Raw genomic sequence first — 21,019 nt, 5'->3', positions numbered from 1 at the left:
CTCGAGCGCAAGCAGATCAACGTGGTCGCCGCGCTGCTCAGGCAGTGGTGCACGAACGTCATGCGCTCCAAGGTCGAGCCGATGAAGGACGTCACGCGGATGATCCGCAAGCATTTCGACGGCATCCTGGCCTGGAGCCAGACCCGCCAGACCAACGGCTTCCTGGAAGCCATCAACGGCCTGTTCCAGGCCGCCAAGCGCAAGGCCCGCGGCTACACCCGGCTCGACACCATGCGCACCGTCATCTTCCTGATCGCCGGCAAGCTCGACTTCTCGCGCATCAACCCGCACGTGGCATAACCCACTCGAATTTCAAAAGAGCCTAATATTCAAGCACAAAAAAAGCCCCGCGTGCGTGCGGGGCTTTATGTAAAGGGACCTCCACCGGTTACCCGGCGGCGCCTCAGGCACGCAGGCTCGCGATGGAGGCCTCCTGCGCCTGCGCGTACAGCGCGAACGGATCATTGATGGTCGTGCCCAAGGCCGCCTCGAAGGCGTCCTGGTTGGCGTGCGCGTCGTAGGCGCGCTGCTCGCCGCCGCCCAGGTTGGACTGGAAGATGCCCGCCGCGCTGACCGGCAGGAAGTCCTCGTAGACGATCGGGTCGGCTTCGGCGTAGCCGGCTTCGATCATCGCCTCGGGCGACATCGCCGCGCGCGCGCTGGCCGGCACGGCGGCGCCGGCGTCGGTCAGGCGGTAGCGGAAGTAGCCCAGGCCTTCGCGGCGCAGGGTCGCCTCGTCGTCGGGGAATGCCGCGAAGGTGACGGCCAGGCGCTGCGGATAGTCCGCAGCGGTATTGCCGGCGGCACCGCCGGCCTGGCGGACCTCGGCCAGCAGGCGGTCGTAGAGCTCGCGCCCGGCCGGGGTCAGGGCCAGGCCGCGCTGCTCGATCTCGCCGAAGCGGGCGGTATGGCTGCCCGGCACCAGCTTGCCGTCGGCATCGGGATAGGAGACTTCCTCTTCCAGCGCCTTGAAGCTGGTCTGGCGCAGCAGGATCGGCACGGCGCGGCGCGGCGGGCCCTCGATCAGCGCCTTGGCCTGCAGGCCGCGCGCCAGCATGCCGGCCTGGGCGGCGTCGATGTCCAGGGTGCGCGGGGTCAGGTGGTTGATGTGCGGGCCACGGAAGCAGACCACGTCGGCGACCAGGCGGTGCAGGCCGTGCAGCGCCTTGTAGGTCTCCAGCGAGACAGTGGCGTCGCCGTGCCAGCGGAAGGTTTCCAGCACCTCGGCGACGAAGCGGCGGGCATCGTCCTCGCCCAGGCCACCCTCGCGCTCGGCCTGCTCCACCAGGGCACGGGCGCCGGCGGTGAAGATGTCGCGGCGGGCCAGGATCGCCTCGGCCTCGGCGCGCAGTGCCGGGTCGCCGATCAGTTCCAGGCGCAGCAGCGAGGTGAAGATGCGGAACGGATTGGCCGCCAGCGACGCCTCGCTGAGCGGGCGGAACGCGGTGGAGTGGACCGGCACGCCGGCCACGGTCAGGTCGTAGTAGCCGACCGGCTGCATGCCCATGATCGCGAACACGCGGCGCAGCATCGCCAGCTCGGCCGGGGTGCCGACACGGATCGCGCCGTGGCGCTCCAGGTCCAGGCGTTCGATCTCGCCGTTGCGCTCCAGGCGTCCGGCCAGGGCCGGGTCGGCCTGCAGGGCGGCGCTGCTGATCTGGCTGACCAGTTCGATCAGGTCGCCATACAGCGGCACCTCGGTGCGGTACATGTCGGACATGGCCTGCGCGAACAGGCCGCGGATGTGGTCGGGTGAAACGAAGGTGGTCATGGGCTCGGTGGGGAAGCGGTGACAGACGGGAGGAACGGGGTGGAGCTCACGGTCGCGACATGGGCGACGGCGGCCCGGCGGCGAACACGGCGGACTTCATCGGCGGGAAGGTGACCTGGCCCCGATCTGGAAGAAGCCCCGCTTTCGCGGGGCTTCTGTGCTTGCTGCTTCGACGGCCGTGGATCAGGCGAACGGATCCTGCAGGATCATGGTGTGCTCGCGGTCCGGGCCGGTGCTGACGATGCTGATCGGGCAGCCGGCCAGCTCCTCCAGCGCGCGCAGGTAGGCGCGGGCCGCCGGCGGCAGGTCGTCCCAGCTGGTGATGCCATGGGTGTTCTCGCTCCAGCCCGGGAACTCCAGATACACCGGGGTGCACTCTTCCCAGCCCTGCGCGTCCAGCGGCGCGTACTCGGTGCGCTTGCCGCGGTACTCGTAGGCGATGCAGACCTTCAGCTTCTCCATGCCGTCGAGCACGTCGAGCTTGGTGATGCACAGGCCGGAGATGCCGTTGATGGCCACGGCGCGCTTGAGCGCGACGATGTCCATCCAGCCGCAGCGGCGCGGACGGCCGGTCGAGGCGCCGTACTCGGCGCCGCGGTCGCGGATGCCCTGGCCGACCTCGTCGTCCAGCTCGGTCGGGAACGGACCGCCACCGACGCGGGTGGCGTAGGCCTTGGCGATGCCGAGCACGTAGTCGATGTCCTGGGCGCCCACGCCGGTGCCGGCCAGCGCACCGCCGACGGTGGTGTTGGAGCTGGTGACGTACGGATAGGTGCCGTGGTCGATGTCCAGCAGCGCGCCCTGCGCGCCTTCGAACAGCACGCGCTTGCCCTGCTTGCGCAGGTCGTGGCAGATGCCGGCGACGTCGGACTTCATCGGCTCGACGTACTCGCCGAACTCCAGCGCTTCCTTGTAGACGGTGTCGAAGTCCACCGGATCGACGCCCAGGTACTGGGTCAGCACGAAGTTGTGGTAGTCCAGCGCGGCCTTGAGCTTCTCGGCCAGCTGGTCGGGGTAATGCAGGTCGGCGATGCGGATGCCGCGGCGGGCGACCTTGTCCTCGTACGCCGGGCCGATGCCGCGGCCGGTGGTGCCGATGGCCTTGCCGCCGGCGGCCTTCTCGCGCGCCTGGTCCAGGGCGATGTGGTACGGCATGATCAGCGGCGCGGCCGGGCTGATCTTCAGGCGGCTGCGCACTTCCACGCCGGCCGCTTCCAGCTCGGCGATCTCCTTCATCAGCGCCGCCGGCGAGATCACCACGCCGTTGCCGATCAGGCACAGCGCGTCGTCGCGGAGGATGCCCGACGGGATCAGGTGGAGGACGGTCTTCTTGCCGTTGATGACCAGGGTGTGGCCGGCGTTGTGGCCGCCCTGGAAGCGCACGACGGCGCCAATCTCTTCGGTAAGCAGGTCGACGATCTTGCCCTTGCCCTCATCGCCCCACTGGGCACCGAGGACGACGACTGACTGGCCCATGGCCGCAACTCCTATATCTGGCGGCCATCGGGGCCGCGGGACGGGAACCGGATCCGGGCCCTGCCAGGCCGGTCCACCCGAAGGGCGGACGTGGGCGCCATCGGGGCGCCGCGGCCGTGCCGGAAGCCAGACACGGAAAAAGCCGGGCGGGTGTGCTCCCCAAGGGAGTGTCCCCGACCGGCTTTTGCGGATTATCCGGGTTTTGCCGCGGCGGGGCCAGCGGCCGCGTGAACGGCGCCGGACCGGGTGCCGCCGCACCGCCATCCGGCGCCCGCCCCGTAGAGTCGGGCTTGCCCGACTCCCACGCCCGGCAATGCAACGCCGCCCCAGGCGCAGCGGGGCAAGCCCCGCTCTACAACAGCGCGACACCCCGTAGAGTCGGGCTTGCCCGACTCCCACGCCCGGCAGCACCACGCCGGCACAGGCGCAGCGGGGCAAGCCCCGCTCTACAACAGCGCGACACCCTCGTAGAGTCGGGCTTGCCCGACTCCCACGCCCGGCAATGCAACGCCGGCACAGGCGCAGCGGGGCAAGCCCCGCTCTACAACGACGGCCGGGCCGGCGCGGTGGGAGGCCGGCTTACGGCGCCTGGTACACCGGCTCGCCGTCCACCCAGGTCGCCTTGACCTTCAGGTCGGCCAGCTCGCTGGCCGGGATGGCCAGCGGGTCGCGGTCCAGGACCACGAAGTCGGCGCGCAGCCCGGGCACCAGGCGGCCGACCTCGGCCTCGTCGTGGCCGGCATGGGCGGCCCCGGCGGTGAAGCCGCGCAGGGCCTCGGCGGCGCTGAGCTTCTGCCCGGGCAGCCAGCCGCCTTCCGGATGGCCGTCGCGATCGGTACGGGTGGCCGCGGCGAACAGGCCCAGGCGCGGATCGACCGACTCGACCGGGAAGTCCGAGCCCAGCGCCAGCGGCACCCCCAGGTCGAGGAAGCGGCGCCAGGCGTAGGCGCCTTCCAGGCGTTGCGGGCCGAGGCGGTCGCCGGCCCAGGGCATGTCGGAGGTGGCGTGGGTCGGCTGCATCGAGGCGACCAGGCGCAGCTGGGCCACGCGCGGGAAATCCTCCGGCGCCAGCACCTGGGCGTGCTCGATGCGCCAGCGGTGGTCGGGGCGCGCGCCCTTCCCGTCCAGGGCGAACTGGTAGGTGTCCAGGACGATGCGGTTGCCGCGGTCGCCGATCGCGTGCGTCGCCACCTGCACGCCGCAGTCGCGCGCCTTGATCACCGCCGCGCCGTAGGCGGCCGGGTCGGTGACCAGCAGGCCGCGGTTGCCCGGGTCGTCGCTGTAGTCGGCCAGCAGCGCGGCGCCGCGGCTGCCCAGTGCGCCGTCGACGAACAGCTTCACCCCGGTCATCTGCAGGCGGCCGCCCTCGTGGCGGTACAGGCCGTGGGCGCAGAGGTCGGCCAGCGCCTCGCGGTCGCCGTCGGCGTAGGCGTCGATGCGCAGCGGCAGGCGGCCGGCATCGGCGAAGCGGCGCATCAGCGCCAGGTCCTCGCGCGACACGCCCATGTCGTGCACGCCGGTCAGGCCGTTGGCCACCGCCGCGGCGAGCGCGCGCGACAGCGCTTCCTCGCGGAAGGCCTCGTCGTAGGGCGGGATGGCGCGCTCGACCAGGCGCATGGCCGCGTCGACGAACACGCCGGTGGCGCGGGTGCCGTCGCGGACGATGCGGCCACCGTCCGGCTGCCACGCGCCGTCGAACGGGCGCGCACCTTCGAGCGCCTCGGCGGCGCGCATCGCGGCGGTGTTGGCCCAGGCGGCGTGGCCGTCGATGCGCTGCAGCCACACCGGGCGGTCCGGGAAGGCGGCATCGAGCAGTTCGGTGGTCGGGAACGTGGCGTCGGGCCAGCGGTTTTGGTCCCAGCCGTAGCCCTGGATCCAGGCGTCGGCCGGGGCGGTCGCGGCGAAGGCCTTGAGCCGGCTGACCACTTCCTCCTGGCTGGTGGCGCCGCTGAGGTCGGCGCGCATCAGCGCATAGCCCAGCTCCATGACATGCGCGTGGGCATCGATCAGGCCCGGCACCACGGTGGCCTTGCCGGCATCGATGCGGCGCGCGGCCGGCCAGCGCTTGCGCAGTTCGGCCGCCGTGCCGGCGCCGACGATGCGCCCCTGCGCGTCCCATGCGATCGCGGTGGCCTGCGGCTGGCGCAGGTCGCCGGTGTGGATGCGCGCGGCGCTGAGGATGGCGACGGCGTCGCCGGTCGGCGTCGTCGTGCGGGCGTCGGCGTCCTGCGTGGAAGCCTGGGTGGCGGCCGCGGCGTGCGCGGGGACCGCGCTGGCGGCCAGGGCCAGGATCAGGGCGAAGGCGGTGCGCTGGGGCATCGGTGGCTCCGGGTCAGGAAGCCCCTGAATATGCCGGGCCAACCGCCATCCCGGCAAACCGCCATTCGTAGAGTCGGGCTTGCCCGACTCCCACGCCTGATGTCCCAGGCCGCACGAGAAGCAGCGGGGCAAGCCCCGCTCTACAGGTCACGGCCCCCGCCTGTCCCGGTGCAGGTGCCTCCCGGGTCGCCCCCCGCCCTCCCCTACCCCCCTCTCCCGCAGGGAGAGGGAACAAACGGTAGAGCCGGGCTTGCCCGACTCCACGGCAGGGCAACGCGGGGCACGGGCACAGCGGGGCAAGCCCCGCTCTACAAAGCCACGTCCGGCACGGCAACGCGGGCGCGGGCAAAGCGGAGAAGCCCGCTACACAAAAGCAGGCCCTGTAGAGTCGGGCTTGCCCGACTCTCCCGCCTGGCGGAGCGACGTGACGGCAACAACAGTGGGGCGGGCCCCGCTCTACAAGAGCCGGATCGGGTGCGCCTCAGCCCAGCTCGGCTTCCAGCGAAATCGGCACCGCCGACAGCGCCTTGGACACCGGGCAGTTCTGCTTGGCGTCGTCGGCGATGGCGCGGAACTGCTGCTCGTCCAGGCCCGGCACCACGGCGCGCACCTTCAGGCGGATCTGCGACAGGGTCGGACCGCCTTCCAGCGACAGGTCGACCTCGGCACGGGTGTCGATCGAGGTCGGGACGAAGCCGGCCTCGCCGAGCTTGGCCGAGAACGCCATGGTGAAGCAGCCGGCATGTGCGGCGGCGATCAGCTCTTCGGGGTTGGTGCCCTTCTCCTCGCCGAAACGGCTGTTGAAGCCGTAGCGGGTGTCGGCCAGCAGGCCGCTCTGCGGCGTATTGAGCTTGCCCTTGCCGGTCTTGAGGTCGCCTTCCCAGTGGGCGGTGGCGGTGCGCGAGATACCCATGGCTTTGTCCTTGGGGGTTGGGGGGACGGCAAGCCTAGCGGCGCGCGCGTTATCGACCCGTTTGTTGCGTTGCAGCGTCGCGCCAGTGGTGCCGGCGCGTTAAGGTACCCCTCCGCCATGACCGCCCGCCGGGTTCGCGCCCCGGGCTGCAATGGGATGGCTCCCGGCCCGGACAGCCATGACGGCCCTTCAGACCCGATCCAGGGAGGAACGGCCTCATGTCCTACGCAACCCGCGACATCCGCAACGTGGCCCTCGCAGGCCATCCCGGCGCCGGCAAAACAACCCTGTTCGAAGCCCTGCTGCATGCCGGCGGCGCCCTCACCACGGCAGGCACGGTCGAACGCGGCACCACGGTGTCCGACTTCGATCCGATGGAAAAAGCGCGCGGCCATTCCATCGACATCGCGATCGCCAGCATCGACCACGCGCCGGTCTCCGACCGCCACTACCACCTCAACCTGATCGACACCCCCGGCTATCCGGAATTCCGCGGCCCCGCGCTCTCGGCGCTGGCGGCGGTGGAGACCGCGCTGATCGTGGTCGACGCCGACACCGGCATGGAGCACGGCACGGTGCGGCTGATGGAACGCGCGCGCGAACGCGGCCTGTGCCGGGTGTTCGTGGTCAACAAGATCGACCACGAGCAGGCCGACTGCGCGCGCGTGATCGCCCAGTTGCGCGAGAGGTTCGGCCAGGAGGTGCTGCCGCTGAACCTGCCGGCCGATGGCGGCCGCCGCGTGGTCGACTGCTTCGGCAGCGCCAGCGGCGACTCGGACCTGGGTCCGGTCGCGGAATGGCACCAGCGCATCCTCGACCAGGTGGTGGAAGTGGACGAGAGCGTGATGGAGCACTTCCTCGACGGCGGCGAACAGGGCCTGTCGCCGCAGGAACTGCACGACGCCTTCGAGCGCGCGCTGCGCGAGGGCCACCTGTTCCCGGTGTGCTTCGTCTCCGCGCGCAGCGGCGTGGGCGTGGCGGAGCTGCTGCAGATCGCCGAGCGCCTGTTCCCCGATCCCACCGAGGCCAATCCGCCGCCGCTGCTGAAGCGCAACGGCCACGGCGACGAGCCGCTGGCGGTGCAGCCCACCAACGGCGGGCACGTGATCGCCGACGTCTTCAAGATCGTCAACGACCCCTTCGTCGGCAAGCTCGGCGTGTTCCGCGTCTACCAGGGCACGGTGAAGCGCGACACCCAGCTGTTCGTCGACGACGGGCGCAAGCCGTTCAAGGTCGGCCACCTGTTCCGCCTGCGTGGCAAGGAGCACGTGGAGATCGACGAGGCCGTGCCCGGCGACATCGCCGCGGTGGCCAAGATCGACGACCTGCACTTCGACGCGGTGCTGCACGACAGCCACGACGAGGACGCGGTGCGATTGGCGCCGACCAGTTTCCCCAGGGCGATGTTCGGGCTGGCGGTGCAGGCGGCCAGCCGCGGCCAGGAGCAGAAGCTGTCGACCGCGCTGCAGAAGCTGGCCGAGGAAGACCCGGCCTTCGTCGTGGAGCACAACGCCGAGCTCAACGAGGTCGTGATCCGCGGCCTGTCGGAGCTGCACCTGCGGGTGATGCTGGAGCGGCTGAAGGAGCGCTTCGGCGTGGAAGTCACCACGCGGCCGCCGCGCATCGCCTACCGCGAGACGATCTCGACCCCCGCCGAAGGCCACCACCGCCACAAGAAGCAGACCGGTGGCGCCGGCCAGTTCGGCGAGGTGTTCCTGCGCATCGAACCGCTGCCGCGCGGCAGCGGCTTCGAGTTCGTCGACGAGGTCAAGGGCGGGACCATCCCCGGCCAGTTCATGCCGGCGGTGGAGAAAGGCGTGCGCCAGGTGTTGCAGGGTGGTGCGATCTCCGGCCATCCGCTGCAGGACGTGCGGGTGATCGTCTACGAGGGCAAGCACCATCCAGTGGACAGCAAGGAGGTCGCCTTCGTCACCGCCGCGCGCAAGGCCTTCCTCGATGCGATCGCCAGGGCGAAGCCGCAGGTGCTGGAGCCGATCGTGGACCTGGAAGTCGGCGCGCCGGAGGCGCAGCTGGGCGACGTCACCGGCAGCCTCGCCGGACGCCGCGCGCGGATCACCGGCACCGACGGCGCCCGCGGCGAGGTGGTGGTGCGCGCGCAGGTACCGATGTCGGAGCTGGACGGCTTCGCCGCGGAGCTGAAGTCGCTGACCGCCGGCAAGGGGCGTTACTCGCTGGACTTCAGCCACTACGAACCGGTGCCGCCGCAGGTCCAGCAGAAACTGGTCGAGGCGTACAAGCCGAAGCACGAGGAGGATTGAGAGGCAGGCGCAGCGGGGCAAGCCCCGCTCTACAAGAGCGCGCATGGCGGCCCGACTCCCACGCCCGACTTCCCGGCCGAACCCGACCCGACGCCCGTCCCGGATGCGCCTCGCTTGTCCGGGCTGCACGCTACGCGGCGCGGCGGGCCACCGGCGCGCGCGAGACCAGCAGCACGCCGCCCAGCACCAGCACCGTGCCGGCCACCTGCCAGGCGCCCATCGGTTCGCCCAGCACCAGCAGGCTCAGGATGATGGTCGACACCGGCCCGAGCATGCCGATCTGCGAAGCCGTCCCGGAACCGAGCTTGGCGATGCCGAACATCACCAGCAGCACCGGCGCTACCGTGCACAGGGTGCCGTTGGCCAGCGACAGCCAGTACACCTCCGCCGGCAGGTCCAGCGCCGACAGCGGGCGCAGCAGCAGGAACTGGCCGATGCAGAGCACGCAGGCCACCGAGGTGCACAGCGAGGTCAGGCGCACCGCCCCCACCGTCCCCACCATTTCGCCGCTGCCGGCCAGGTACAGCGCATAGGCCAGCGCGCTGCCGAACACCAGCGCGCTGCCCAGCACGATGCCTTCGCCGCCGGCCAGCAGGTCGTGGCCGAAGGCCAGGCCGACGCCGAGGTAGCTGACCAGCAGCGCGATCCACTGCAGCCGCGCCGGGCGCCGCCCGAACGCCAGCCAGCCGATCAACAGCACCAGGGTCGGGGTGAGGTACAGGATCAGCCGCTCCAGCGTGGCGGTGATGTAGGCCAGGCCGGCGAAGTCGAGGAAACTCGCCAGGTAGTAGCCCAGCGAGCCCAGCACCAGGATGCGCAGGTAGTGGCGGCGATGCAGGTGCATGGTCGCGCGCCGCGCCGCCCACAGGCCCATCAGCACGAAGAACGGCAACGCCACCACCATGCGCAGCGCCAGCAGGGTCACGGCATCGGCGCCGTAGCGGAAGCCGAGCTTGACGATGATCGCCTTGCCGGAGAACAGGATCGCGCCGAGCGCGGCGTACAGCAGGCCAAGCCGGCGCTGCCGGCGCGCGTGCCGCGCCTCGGCATCGATGGCGGCGTGCGCCGCGGTCGCCAGGGGCGGAGGCTCCGCCGCTTCCGCCTGTCCTGCTGCCGCACTACCGGCTTCGCGCAGTGCCTGGTCTTCCAGGCTCACGCCAGCGCCACCTGCAGCAGCGCGCGCAGCACCTGCTGCAGGCGTTCCGCGCGCTCCGGCAGGTAGTCGAAGCTGTCCTCATCCATGTAGGTGCGCTGCGCCAGTTCCAGCTGCACCGCTTCGACCCCGGTCTCCGGCACGCCGTAGTGGCGGGTGATGTAGCCGCCCTTGAAGCGGCCGTTGACCACGTGGCTGTACCGGTCCTGCCCTTCGAGCACCGCTTCGAGCCGGCGCTGCAGCGCCACGCTGCAGCTGGCCCCGCCAGCGGTGCCGAGGTTGAGGTCCGGCAGGTCGCCGTCGAACAGGAACGGCAGGGTGCCGCGGATCGAATGGCCCTCCCACAGCACCACCCGGCCGTGCTCGCCGCGGATGCGCTGCAGCTCGGCGTCCAGGTTCTCGTGGTACGGGCGCCAGTACGCTTCCACCCGCGCGGCGATCTCCGCCGCGTCGGGTTCGGCGCCGGGCAGGTACACCGCCTCGCCGTTGAACTGGACCACCGGGCACAGGCCGGTGGTGTTCTGGCCCGGGTACAGCGAGGTATCGTCCGGCGGCCGGTTGAGGTCGACGACATAGCGCGACCAGCGCGGCACCAGGATCGAGGCGCCCAGTCCGCGGGCGAAGTCGTACAGGCGCGAGACGTGCCAGTCGGTGTCCGGCACGCGGCGCGCGCCGTCGGTCAGGCGCGCGGCGATGCCGTCGGGCAGTTCGCTGCCATCGTGCGGCAGGCTGATGAGCAGCGGCGCGCTGCCCTGGTGGAGGCGGAAGTTTTCCATGCCCGCATTGTAGGCCCGCGCCGCGCCCTGCCCTACCAACGGAGCCGGGGTTCCCCCGATGTACAGCCATCACGCTTTGCCTACGCTGGCCGTACCCGGGGGGGGGATCTATGGACGCACCATCGCGGCCGTGCTGGCACCACGTAGCGACACCGCCTGACGCCGGAGGCCTGGCGTGGGCGCCGGGAACCTGCGTCCCCGACCTGCCGCGGCTGGACGGCATCCACCTGCTGGTCCAGGCCGTGGTCCTCGCCGGGCAGGATCTCGAGCCGGACGCAGCGGCCTGCGACAGGCCCATCGACCAGCCGCACGCGCCATGGAGGCCCCGGGGTCGCCGCGGATGGACAGCGCCTGCCCGCCGATCGCCGCCTTCTCCTCCGCGATCGACGAGGACGACCTGCGCAAGCGCCTCGCCTTCCTCGAACTGGGCGAGGAGGACGAAGCCCGCCTGCGCCGGCTGTGGGAGTTCGTCGCCCCGCGCGAGGAAGGCAACGTCCGCAGCTTCTACGACCACATCGACGCCTTCCCCGAACTGCACAAGCTGATCGGCGAAGGCCCCAGGCGCGAGCGCCTGCACCGCACCCAGCACGAGTACGCGCGCGAGCTGTTCACCATGCACTGCGACACGCGCTACGTGGAGAACCGGCTGCAGATCGGCGCGATCCACCACCGCATCGGCCTGGAGCCGCACTGGTACGTGGCCTCCTGCGCCAAGCTGCTGACCACGCTGATGGACACGCTGCAGCCGCTGGCGCACGAGGCCCCGGATGCGCACGCCATCGCGCTGAAGTCGCTGGTGCGGCGGATGTTCCTGGACATGGCCTGGCCATGAACGCCTACGTCGCCGCCGACCGCGACGCGCTCAACGCCTCGATGGCCTCGCTTCGGGAAAGCCAGGCCCTGCTCAGCGAGGCCCACGAACTGGCCCAGCTCGGCCGCTGGGAACTGCAGCTGCCCAACGGCGCGCTGGCCTGCTGCGAACGCGCCCGGGAGATGCTCTGCACCGAGCCCGACGTCGGCTGCGGCGGCTACGACCACCTGCGCCGCTGGGTGCATCCGCTGGACCGCCCCGACGTGGATGCCGCCTTCCACGCCGCGTTGGCCAACGACACCGCCTACGACATCCGCTACCGGGTCGAGCGCCCCGGCCACCCGCCGCGGATGCTGCGCGAACGCGGCCGCGCCCTCAACGATGCCGATGGCAACCGCACACGCGTGGTCGGCACTGTACAGACAGCACCACGCGGCCGTGTTCGCCGCGGATGCGCTGCAGTTCGGCGTCCAGGGTCTCGTGGTACGGGCGCCAGTAGGCTTCCACGCGCGCGGCGATCTCCGCCGGATCCGGTTCGGCGCCGGGCAGGTACACCGCCTCCTCGCCGCTGAACCGGACCAGCGGGCACAGGCCGGTGGTGTTCTGCCTCGGATACAGCGAGGTGTCGTCCGGCGGCCGGTTCAGGTCGACGACCTAGCGCGACCAGCGCGGCACCAGGATCGAGGCGCCCAGTTCGCGGGCGAAATCGTACAGGCGCGAGACGTGCCAGTCGGTGTCCGGCCCGCGGCGCGCGCCGTCGGTCAGGCGCGCGGCGATGTGGCCCGGCAGTTCGCTGCCGTCGTGCGGCAGGCTGACCAGCAGCGGCGCGGTGCACCGGTGCAGGCGATACGTTTCCACTGGTAGTGATTTAGCCACCTCACGGGATCGCTACTACCAGTCATTCAGCGCCACTCCTGCAAGCTTGAGTGGACCGACGACTTCCCTCCTGCCTGCGAGAATTCGAAGACATAGGTCAATCGGACAGGGACGAGCTGGGAAGAAACGCCTTCACCCTCACAGCGGGCATCAGGCTCTACCCCATCAGGATAGGTGCATATCTGTGCGGCGAAGAACTGCCATTCCCTCGCCGATTCCAGCGCAGCCTCCTCGAATGCAGCGGGAGCACCGCCCCCTACGCACACAGGCTCCGTTCGGTTGATTGAAGCTGAAGACACAGCACCTTCTGAGTCAACGACCAGATCGACGCACACAATCCTTGTATCCATATCCTGCCCAAGATACTCCTGTGGATAGCGAGGCTCCTGGAACCCCGGAAGCCTGTCCGCCATCAGGAATATCTCGTTCTTCTCCATTTCATATCGGCTCGCCCCCATCGGAATGAGCAAACCGGAGTTCACAAGCCCAACACCATCTTTCGACATTTCCTTGTGCGCACAACCCGTCAGAAGAAGAAAGAAGGGCAAAGTGAAAGACAAGACGTATGGCATCGATCTCATGCACACTCCCCAAGCAATAAAAACCGGCCCATCCCGATAAGCCGGGACGGGCCGGAGAATGCATCAAACAATAGGACCAGCGTGATCTCTGAGCTCCTTGCAGTTTCCGCAAGTGCCGTCAGAGCTCACTGTGCATTGAAACTCCCTTCCATTGACCACAACGATTACCGTATCCCCAGGAACAGGAGAGGGAGGGGTCGATTAGGCAATCGCATTTCCCGCAAAGCCAGCCAGCAGCAGGAAACATGTGGTCGCAACAGTCTTGAACTTCAGTTCCATTGTTCGCCTCCTCTTCCATAGTGGCAAGCGCCGCGTCATTGCGGCGACTGGAGCCTACCCCCCCGTGTCGACATGCAATCCCTCAGCTCATCAGCACCACTTCCTCGGCGGAGGTCGGATGGATGGCCACGGTGTCCAGCAGCTGGCGGTGGGTCACGCCCAGCTTCAGCGCCACGGCGAAGCCCTGCAGGATCTCGTCGGCGCCCTCGCCCAGCAGGTGGATGCCGACCACGCGCTCGTCCTCGCCCACGCACACCAGCTTGAACAGGCTGCGCTGCGGCGAACCGGCCAGCGCGTGCAGCATCGGCCGGAAGCCTGCCGTGTACGTGCGCACCGCCTCGCCGTGGCGTTCGCGCGCAGCTTCCTCGCTCAGCCCCACGGTGCCCAGCGGCGGATGCGAGAACACCACCGTGGCCACGTTGTCGTAGTCGAGCCGCGCGTCACCCTGGCCGCCGAAGACGCGGTCCATCAGCCGCCGCGCGGCGGCAATCGCCACCGGCGTCAGCGCCAGCTTGCCGGTGACGTCGCCGATGGCGTGGATGTTCTCCACCGTGGTGTTCTCCCACCCGTCGACCACGACGTGTCCGTCCTCGTCGAGCGCGACACCCACCTGCTCGAGGCCGAGGCCCCCGGTATTGGGCCGGCGGCCGGTGGCGAACAGCACGGTGTCGAAGGCCTCCGACCGGGCGCTGTCGCCGCCCTTGTGCAGTACGCGCACGCGTTTGCCCTCGGCCTCCAGCGCGTGCACCGGCGCATCCAGGTGCAGGTGCACGCCATGCCAGCGCATGTCCTCCTGCAGCTGCGCCACCACTTCGGCGTCCATCCCCGACAGCAGGCGCGGGCCGCGCACGAATACCTCCACGCGGCTGCCGAGCGCCTGCAGCACCCCGGCCAGCTCCACCGCGATGTAGCCGCCACCGATGATGCCGACCCGTGCCGGCGCCGCGCACAGCTCGAAGAAGTCGTCGGACACCCCGCCCAGTTCCGCGCCCGGGATATCCGGCCGCAGCGGCCGGCCACCGGTGGCGATGAGGATGCGCCCGGCGCGCAGGCGCATGCCGTCGCCGGTTTCCACCGTGTGCGCATCGAGCAGGCGCCCGCGCTGCGGGATCGCGACCACGCCGGCCTCGTCCAGGCGCCTGCGGTAGCTGGCATGGATGCCGGCGATGTACTGCTGGCGGTGGGCGACCAGCGCCTTCCAGTCCAGGGGCGGGGGTGGCAGCTGGAAGCCGAGGTCGGCGGCCAGCGCCATCCGCGTGGCCAGGTCGGCGGCCAGCCACATCGCCTTCTTCGGCACGCAGCCGAGGTTCACGCAGGTGCCGCCGAACTCGCGCGGCTCCAGCAGCGCGACCCGCGCGCCGTGCGCGGCGGCGCGGAACGCGCCGGCCAACCCGCCCGATCCGCCACCGACGACCACCAGGTCGAAGTCCATCTGCGGCGCCGTGCTGGCCATGCTGCCTCCTACTGGAACCGCTCGACGCGGTACGGTGACGGATCGATCGCCGGGTCGCGCCCGGTCATCAGGTCGGCGACCAGCTGGCCGGTCGCCGCGCTCATGCTGATGCCGAGCATGCCGTGGCCGGCCGCCAGCCAGACGTGAGGATGGCGCGGCGAGCGGCCCAGCGCCGGCAGGTCGTCGAAGGTCATCGGCCGCCAGCCGTACCACTTCTCCAGCGCCGCCTCCGCCGGCGGCGGCTCGCGCAGGTATTCACGGGCGGCGCGTTCCAGGGCGGCCAGGCGCACCGGATTGAGGGTGCCGTCCTGGCCGGAGAATTCCATCGTGCTGCCGAGGCGGAAGCCGCTGCCCCAGGCGGTGACGCAGACCGAGCGGTCCTTCAGCACCAGCGGCCGGCGCGGCGCCAGGCCGAGCTTCGGATAGGTGATCGAATAGCCCTTGCCGGGCTGGATCGGCAGGCGCAGTCCCAGCGGCCGGATCAACGCCGGCGTCCACGCCGCCATCGCCACCACCGCGTCGCGGCCGCGGCGCTCGCCGCCGCCATTGGCAATGCGCACGCGCACGCCGTCGGCTTCCGGCAGCAGCGCCTCGACCCGGCAACCTTCCTCGATCACCCCGCCACGCTCGCGCACCACCCTGGCCAGCTCGGCCACGTAGCGGTCCGGACGCAGGTGGGCGTCGTCGGGGAAGCGGATCGCGCCGACCACGCCCTCGCGCAGCGCCGGTTCCTCGCGCAGGTAGGCGTCGCCGTCGATCACTTCGGTGGCGATGCCCATGCGGTTGAGCGGTCCGCATTCGGCGGCGTGGTATTCGAAGTTGCGGCGATCGCGGAACACGTAGTCCAGGCCGTTCTCGCCGAATTCGCACTCCAGGCCGTAGCGCTCCACCCAGTCCTTCAGCCGCGCGCGCGAATCGTTGAGGATCGCCGCGCGGCCGCGGGTGCTGTCCAGCCAGTCGCGCGGGTTGCAGCGGGCGGCGAAGCGCAGCAGCCAGCGCCACAGCACCGGGTCGACGCGCGGCTTGAGGTACAGCGGCGCATCGGGGGTCAGCATCCACTTCAGCGCGCGCAGCGGTACGCCGGGCGCGGCCAGCGGCGGCGCGTGGCTGGGAGTGATCGTGCCGCAGTTGCCGTGCGAGGTGGCGCCACCGACGCGGGCCGCTTCCAGCACCCGCACGCCGCGGCCGCTTTCGAGGATGGCCAGCGCCGTGGCCAGGCCGATCGCGCCGCCGCCGAGGATGAGGACGTCGTCTTGGTGGGGGTTCACGCTCGCAAGTCTACCCGTCCGCCTGCCGCACGCGGCACGCAGTTGCCAACGCAACCACGCTCCGTAGCCCGGATAAGCGAAGCGCATCCGGGGACCGGTACGCCGGGCTTCCGCTCAGGCCGCGGCCACGCGCATCGGCTGCGCCTTCCAGTAGGTCAGCGAACGCCACAGCCATTCGGCCGGCCCGAAGCGGAAGCGCCGCAGCCACCAGCGGCTCAGCAGCATCTGCAGCGCGAACAGGCCCAGCGCGAACAGCACCTGCCAGGCCCGCGGCATCCGCCCGAAGAAGCCCAGCCCGTAGCCGTAGAACACCAGCGTGCACACCACCGACTGCATCAGGTAGTTGGTCAGCGCCATGCGCCCGGCCGGGGCCAGCCAGGCTGCCAGGCGGGCGCCGGCGCGGGTCGCGAACGCGCGCAGCAGCCAGGCCATGTAGCCCAGGCACATCAGCCCGCTGGCGACGAAGCCCAGCGCCTGCGCGGACCCGGTGCGCAGGTCGAAGCGGTCCAGCGGGAAGTACGAGGCCAGCGCGAACGAGGCCGTCATCGCCAGCAGGCCCAGCGGCATTGCCACCCAGCGCAGCAGCGCGAACAGGCGCGCATGGCGCGCCGGCTCCACCATCGCGCCGCTGCGCACGAAGGCCGCGCCCAGCAGGAACATGCCGAACACCAGCGGTCCGAACACGGTGATGTTGCCCAGCGAGGCGCCCAGTTCGCGCAGGCGCTGCGTCACCGCTTCGCCGTAGCTGCCGGAGGCGTAGACCCGGCGCGCATCGTCGACCAGCGCCAGCATCTGCGCGCCGCCCTGGCTGATGGCCCGGTCCCAGGCGTCCGCGCCCTCGGGAGCCAGCGACACCACCCAGCTCAGCAGGGCCAGGGCGAACACCAGTCCTGGCCCCCCCAGGTAGACCAGCGCGCCGAGCCAGCCCAGCCAGCGCGCCGGCAGTGGCCGGAACGCCAGCAGCAGGAACGACAGCAGCGCGTAGGTGGCCAGGATGTCGCCGGACCAGACCAGCACCCCGTGCAGCAGGCCGATCGCCAGCAGCACCAGCCCGCGCCGCCAGTAGACCCCGGCGAAGTCGCCGCCGGCGGCCTCGGCGCGCTGCGACATCACCGCGAAGCCCATGCCGAACAGCAGCGAGAACAGGGTGAAGAACTTGCCCTGCACGAAGAAGTAGACCAGGCCGTCGGCGATCCGGTCGATGCCGGACAGGGCCGGATCCAGGCCGCTGCCGGAAGCCAGCATCGGCCCGGTGAAGGCTTCCATGTTCATCAGCAGGATGCCCAGCAGGGCGAACCCGCGCAGGGCGTCCAGGTGGGACAGGCGTTCGGCGGGGGCGACGGGCTGCAGGGCGGTCTCAATCATCGGCAAGACTCTTGGAGGACCGGCGGATGATGGCCGATCCGGCCGCGGAAGTGTCGCCCTCCCCCGCCCGTCAAGCCTTGTCCCCCCCTCCCCCCGCCGGTACCCTGCTCGGCTCATGTCCGGCTTCGTCCACCTCCACCTGCACACCGAGTTTTCGCTCGCGGACTCGACCATCCGTGTGCCCGAAAAACCGGACCAGGCCGACCCGGCCAAGGCCAAGCAGGCCAACCTGCTCAGCCGCGCGGTGGAACTGGGGCTGCCCGCGCTGGCGGTCACCGACCTCAACAACCTCTTCGCCCTGATCAAGTTCTACAAGGCGGCCGAGGCGGTGGGCATCAAGCCGATCGCCGGCGCCGACCTGGCGGTGGCCGCCGGTCCCGGCGAGGCCCCGTGGCGGCTGACCGCGCTGGTCCGCGACCACGGCGGCTACCTCAACCTGTCGCGCCTGCTGACCCGCGCCTGGATGGAAGGCCACCGCGCCGAAGGCGGCGTGGCCGTGCGCCCGGAATGGGTGCGCGAATGCGGCAGCGGCCTGATCCTGCTGGCCGGCCGCGAGAGCCTGGCCGGCCGCCTGGCGCTGGAGAACCGCCATGACCTGGCCCAGCAGCAGCTGGCCGACTGGCAGCGCGACTTCGACGGCAACCTGTGCCTGGAGCTGACCCGCACCGGCCGCGACGGCGAGGAGGCGTTCAACAGCTTCGCCCTGCACGCATCGGCCGCGCGCGGCATCCCGGTGGTGGCGTCCAACGACGTGCGCTTCCTCGACCGCGCCGGCTTCGACGCGCACGAGGCGCGCGTGTGCATCGCCTCCGGCCGCGTGCTGGACGATCCCAAGCGCCCGCGCGACTACAGCCCCGAGCAGTACCTGAAGTCGCCGGCGGAGATGGCCGCGCTGTTCGCCGACATCCCCGACGCGATCAGCAACACGGTGGAGCTGGCGCGCCGCTGCAACCTCGAGCTGACCCTGGGCAAGTACGCGCTGCCGGACTACCCGGTGCCGGACGACGAGACCCTGGACAGCTGGATCCGCAAGCAGTCCCACGAAGGCCTGGAAGAGCGCCTGGCGAAGAACCCGCTGGCCCCGGGCAAGACCCGCGAGGACTACTTCGCGCGCCTGGACTTCGAGCTGGACACCATCATCAAGATGGGCTTCCCCGGCTACTTCCTGATCGTGGCCGACTTCATCCAGTGGGGCAAGAACCAGGGCATCCCGATCGGCCCGGGCCGCGGTTCGGGCGCCGGCTCGCTGGTGGCGTGGGCGCTGAAGATCACCGACCTCGATCCGCTGCCGTACAACCTGCTGTTCGAGCGCTTCCTCAACCCGGAACGCGTGTCGATGCCCGACTTCGACATCGACTTCTGCATGGACCGGCGCGACGAGGTGATCGACTACGTCGCCCGCAAGTACGGGCGCGAGCGGGTCAGCCAGATCATCACCTACGGCACCATGGCCGCCAAGGCGGTGGTGCGCGACGCCGGCCGCGTGCTGGGCTTCCCGTACGGCTTCGTCGACGGCGTGGCCAAGCTGATCCCGAACATCCTCGGCATCTCGCTGAAGGACGCGATGGGCGAAGGCAAGGACGAGGAAATGGCCTCGCCCGAGCTGATCCAGCGCTACGGCTCCGAAGAGGACGTGCGCGACCTGATCGACCTGGCGCGCCAGCTGGAGGACCTGACCCGCAACGCCGGCAAGCACGCCGGCGGCGTGGTGATCGCGCCGGCGCCGCTGTACACGTTCTGCCCGCTGTTCGCCGAACACGACCACGACGGGCTGGGCAAGAACCCGGTCACCCAGTTCGACAAGAACGACGTCGAGGAAGTGGGCCTGGTGAAGTTCGACTTCCTCGGCCTGCGCACGCTGACGATCATCGACTGGGCGGTGAAGGCCATCAACCGCCGCCACGAGCGCGCCGGCATCCCGCCGCTGGACATCGCCTCGCTGCCGCTGGACGACGTGGCCACGTACAGGGACATCTTCGCCAGCGGCAACACCGGCGCGGTGTTCCAGTTCGAATCCTCGGGCATGCGCCGCCTGCTGAAGGACGCGCGCCCGGACCGCTTCGAGGACCTGATCGCGCTGGTGTCGCTGTACCGCCCCGGCCCGATGGACCTGATCCCCTCGTTCAACGCGCGCAAGCACGGGCAGGAGGAGATCGTCTATCCGGACCCGCGCACCGAAGCCATCCTGAAGGACACCTACGGCATCATGGTGTACCAGGAGCAGGTCATGCAGATGGCGCAGATCGTCGGCGGCTACTCGCTCGGCGGCGCCGACCTGCTGCGCCGCGCGATGGGCAAGAAGATCCCGGCGGAGATGGCCAAGCACCGCGAGATGTTCCGCGAGGGTGCGGCCAAGGGCGGCGTCGACGAGAAGAAGGCCGACGAGATCTTCGACCTGATGGAGAAGTTCGCCGGCTACGGCTTCAACAAGTCGCACGCCGCCGCCTACGCGCTGGTCTCCTACCAGACCGCCTGGCTCAAGCGCCACTACCCGGCCGAGTTCATGGCCGCGACCCTGTCCTCGGACATGGACAACACCGACAAGGTGGTCGGCTTCCTCAACGAGGCCCGCGGCCTGGGCCTGCAGGTGCTGCCGCCGGCGGTGAACGACTCCGACTACATGTTCGAGGCGGTGACCGCCGACACCATCCGCTACGGCCTCGGCGCGATCAAGGGCGTCGGCCGCGGCCTGTGCGAGGCGATCGTCGCCGAGCGCGAGCGTGGCGGCGAGTACCGCGACCTGCTCGACTTCTGCCGCCGGGTCGATTCGACCAAGCTCAACCGCCGCGCGCTGGAGGCGATGGTCAACGCCGGCGCGCTGGACGCGCTGGGCCGCAACCGCGCCACGTTGATGCTGCAGCTGCCGGAAGTGATGAAGGCCACCGACCAGATGGCCAAGGAAGCGGCGGCCGGCCAGGTCTCGCTGTTCGGCATGCCCTCGGCCGACGCCGGCCCGGCGCTGGCGCTGGACCTGCCCGAATCCGACGAATGGCCGCTGCGCCAGCTGCTGGACGGCGAACGCGAGACCCTCGGCCACTACCTCAGCGGCCACCCGTTCGACCCGTACCGCGACGAAGTGCGCCAGCTGGTCGGCAGCGACCTGGGCGAGCTCGACCGCCTGTGGGGCGCCGCCTCGCAGGGCGAGAAGCGCGGCTGGCGGCCGGAAGTGCAGGTGGTGGTGGCCGGCATGGTCGTCGGCATCCGCCGCAAGGGCGACAGCCAGGTCTTCGTGCAGCTGGAAGACGGCCGCGGCCGCCTCGAATGCGGCGTGTTCGCCGAGGCCGCCGCCGAGCTCTCCAGCCTGCTGGTGCGCGACCGCGTGCTGGTCGTGCAGGGCGGCCTGCGCGAGGACGAGTTCAACGGCGGCTGGAGCCTGCGCCTGAAGCAGGCCTGGGACTTCGAACAGCTCTGCGCCAGCCACGCGCAGCGCCTGTCGCTGCGCGTGGACCTGCGCGATTCCAGCGTGTGGAACCGCATCGACGAAGTGCTGGCCCGCCACCGCCCCGGCCCCACCCCGCTGCGCCTGCACCTGCAGGTCGGCCGCGGCGCCAACGCCGCCACCGGCGTCCTCGACCTCAACGGTGCCAACTCCGTCCGTGTCGCCCCGTCCCTGCTCGACGCCCTGCGCGCCCAACCCGGCGTCCGCGCCGTCAAGGTCGCCATCGCCCGCCCCTGGGCGCACTGAGCGCCCCCACACGT

The 21,019-nt window shown here is 70.6% G+C and carries 15 protein-coding genes and 1 pseudogene; 5 read left to right on the top strand and 11 right to left on the bottom strand.

Going from position 1 to position 21,019, the window contains the following annotated elements; all coding sequences use genetic code 11:
* Nucleotides 1–300 (top strand): transposase (locus tag PSEJ35_RS0111150; RefSeq protein ID WP_028917866.1); only part of this gene is annotated, 300 nt, incomplete at its 5' end.
* A 103-nt stretch (nt 301–403) separates the two neighbouring features.
* On the opposite strand, the gene PSEJ35_RS0111145 is transcribed toward PSEJ35_RS0111150, so the two are convergent.
* The 4 genes from PSEJ35_RS0111145 to PSEJ35_RS0111130 all read right to left on the bottom strand — a co-directional run bounded on the left by PSEJ35_RS0111145 (nt 404) and on the right by PSEJ35_RS0111130 (nt 6,479).
* A complete protein-coding gene (locus PSEJ35_RS0111145) occupies nt 404–1,771 on the bottom strand; it encodes a VOC family protein (protein WP_028917865.1) in 1,368 nt (455 codons plus the stop codon).
* 183 nt (nt 1,772–1,954) lie between these two features.
* Nucleotides 1,955–3,247, bottom strand: a complete 1,293-nt coding sequence (locus PSEJ35_RS0111140; protein ID WP_028917864.1) for an adenylosuccinate synthase — start codon at nt 3,245–3,247, stop codon at nt 1,955–1,957.
* Between the two features lie 579 nt (nt 3,248–3,826).
* Nucleotides 3,827–5,566: an amidohydrolase gene (locus PSEJ35_RS0111135; protein ID WP_028917863.1), complete on the bottom strand. Its 1,740-nt coding sequence runs from the start codon at nt 5,564–5,566 to the stop codon at nt 3,827–3,829.
* A gap of 481 nt (nt 5,567–6,047) precedes the next feature.
* The gene (locus tag PSEJ35_RS0111130) at nt 6,048–6,479 is read right to left on the bottom strand and encodes an OsmC family protein (RefSeq protein ID WP_028917862.1); all 432 of its coding nucleotides are present in this window, start codon (nt 6,477–6,479) and stop codon (nt 6,048–6,050) included.
* A 218-nt stretch (nt 6,480–6,697) separates the two neighbouring features.
* Between PSEJ35_RS0111130 and fusA the strand changes: the two genes are divergently transcribed.
* On the top strand, nt 6,698–8,758 hold the full coding sequence (fusA, locus tag PSEJ35_RS0111125) for an elongation factor G (RefSeq protein WP_028917861.1): 2,061 nt from the start codon (nt 6,698–6,700) through the stop codon (nt 8,756–8,758).
* 130 nt (nt 8,759–8,888) lie between these two features.
* Here fusA and PSEJ35_RS0111120 read toward each other — a convergent pair whose 3' ends face one another.
* Both PSEJ35_RS0111120 and hutG read right to left on the bottom strand, forming a co-directional pair.
* On the bottom strand, nt 8,889–9,812 hold the full coding sequence (locus PSEJ35_RS0111120) for a DMT family transporter (RefSeq protein ID WP_232207642.1): 924 nt from the start codon (nt 9,810–9,812) through the stop codon (nt 8,889–8,891).
* A 98-nt stretch (nt 9,813–9,910) separates the two neighbouring features.
* Nucleotides 9,911–10,687, bottom strand: coding sequence for an N-formylglutamate deformylase (gene hutG / locus PSEJ35_RS0111115; RefSeq protein ID WP_028917859.1), 777 nt, complete (start codon nt 10,685–10,687; stop codon nt 9,911–9,913).
* Nucleotides 10,688–11,027: 340 nt separating this feature from the next.
* Here hutG and PSEJ35_RS0111110 point away from each other — a divergent pair, with 340 nt between their 5' ends.
* Together PSEJ35_RS0111110 and PSEJ35_RS17645 are read left to right on the top strand one after the other, a co-directional pair.
* Nucleotides 11,028–11,519: a protoglobin domain-containing protein gene (locus PSEJ35_RS0111110; protein ID WP_028917858.1), complete on the top strand. Its 492-nt coding sequence runs from the start codon at nt 11,028–11,030 to the stop codon at nt 11,517–11,519.
* Entirely contained in the window at nt 11,516–12,070 is a 555-nt protein-coding gene (locus PSEJ35_RS17645) for a PAS domain-containing protein (RefSeq protein ID WP_084635524.1), read from the top strand. The genes PSEJ35_RS0111110 and PSEJ35_RS17645 overlap by 4 nt, the downstream gene beginning before the upstream one ends.
* Here the strand turns inward: PSEJ35_RS17645 and PSEJ35_RS16080 are convergent.
* From PSEJ35_RS16080 to PSEJ35_RS0111085, 5 genes and pseudogenes are all read right to left on the bottom strand, one after another.
* A pseudogene (locus PSEJ35_RS16080) lies at nt 11,982–12,356 on the bottom strand (N-formylglutamate amidohydrolase); the annotation flags it as partial. The gene PSEJ35_RS17645 and the pseudogene PSEJ35_RS16080 sit on opposite strands and share 89 nt — an antisense overlap.
* Nucleotides 12,357–12,400: 44 nt before the next feature.
* A complete protein-coding gene (locus PSEJ35_RS17260; protein WP_156924802.1) occupies nt 12,401–12,946 on the bottom strand; it encodes a hypothetical protein in 546 nt (181 codons plus the stop codon).
* Nucleotides 12,947–13,316: 370 nt separating this feature from the next.
* Nucleotides 13,317–14,687, bottom strand: coding sequence for a glutathione-disulfide reductase (gene gorA / locus PSEJ35_RS0111095; protein ID WP_028917855.1), 1,371 nt, complete (start codon nt 14,685–14,687; stop codon nt 13,317–13,319).
* An 8-nt stretch (nt 14,688–14,695) separates the two neighbouring features.
* The gene (locus tag PSEJ35_RS0111090; protein ID WP_028917854.1) at nt 14,696–15,955 is read right to left on the bottom strand and encodes an FAD-dependent oxidoreductase; all 1,260 of its coding nucleotides are present in this window, start codon (nt 15,953–15,955) and stop codon (nt 14,696–14,698) included.
* A gap of 114 nt (nt 15,956–16,069) precedes the next feature.
* Nucleotides 16,070–17,320: a DUF418 domain-containing protein gene (locus PSEJ35_RS0111085; RefSeq protein WP_028917853.1), complete on the bottom strand. Its 1,251-nt coding sequence runs from the start codon at nt 17,318–17,320 to the stop codon at nt 16,070–16,072.
* 115 nt (nt 17,321–17,435) lie between these two features.
* Here PSEJ35_RS0111085 and dnaE point away from each other — a divergent pair, with 115 nt between their 5' ends.
* Entirely contained in the window at nt 17,436–21,005 is a 3,570-nt protein-coding gene (dnaE, locus tag PSEJ35_RS0111080) for a DNA polymerase III subunit alpha (protein ID WP_028917852.1), read from the top strand.
* Nucleotides 21,006–21,019: the final 14 nt, after the last annotated feature.

The organism is Pseudoxanthomonas sp. J35 (assembly GCF_000513995.1).
Classification (GTDB): Bacteria; Pseudomonadota; Gammaproteobacteria; order Xanthomonadales; family Xanthomonadaceae; genus Pseudoxanthomonas.
This window is presented reverse-complemented; position numbering and strand designations above follow the sequence as displayed.

Bases quoted from the DNA above. Each gene is read 5' to 3' on its own strand.
- PSEJ35_RS0111145 (WP_028917865.1), bottom strand. From the start codon at position 1,771: ATGACCACCTTCGTTTCACCCGACCACATCCGCGGCCTGTTCGCGCAG.
- PSEJ35_RS0111140 (WP_028917864.1), bottom strand. From the start codon at position 3,247: ATGGGCCAGTCAGTCGTCGTCCTCGGTGCCCAGTGGGGCGATGAGGGC.
- PSEJ35_RS0111135 (WP_028917863.1), bottom strand. From the start codon at position 5,566: ATGCCCCAGCGCACCGCCTTCGCCCTGATCCTGGCCCTGGCCGCCAGC.
- PSEJ35_RS0111130 (WP_028917862.1), bottom strand. From the start codon at position 6,479: ATGGGTATCTCGCGCACCGCCACCGCCCACTGGGAAGGCGACCTCAAG.
- fusA (WP_028917861.1), top strand. From the start codon at position 6,698: ATGTCCTACGCAACCCGCGACATCCGCAACGTGGCCCTCGCAGGCCAT.
- hutG (WP_028917859.1), bottom strand. From the start codon at position 10,687: ATGGAAAACTTCCGCCTCCACCAGGGCAGCGCGCCGCTGCTCATCAGC.
- PSEJ35_RS0111110 (WP_028917858.1), top strand. From the start codon at position 11,028: ATGGACAGCGCCTGCCCGCCGATCGCCGCCTTCTCCTCCGCGATCGAC.
- PSEJ35_RS17645 (WP_084635524.1), top strand. From the start codon at position 11,516: ATGAACGCCTACGTCGCCGCCGACCGCGACGCGCTCAACGCCTCGATG.
- PSEJ35_RS17260 (WP_156924802.1), bottom strand. From the start codon at position 12,946: ATGCCATACGTCTTGTCTTTCACTTTGCCCTTCTTTCTTCTTCTGACG.
- gorA (WP_028917855.1), bottom strand. From the start codon at position 14,687: ATGGCCAGCACGGCGCCGCAGATGGACTTCGACCTGGTGGTCGTCGGT.
- PSEJ35_RS0111085 (WP_028917853.1), bottom strand. From the start codon at position 17,320: ATGATTGAGACCGCCCTGCAGCCCGTCGCCCCCGCCGAACGCCTGTCC.
- dnaE (WP_028917852.1), top strand. From the start codon at position 17,436: ATGTCCGGCTTCGTCCACCTCCACCTGCACACCGAGTTTTCGCTCGCG.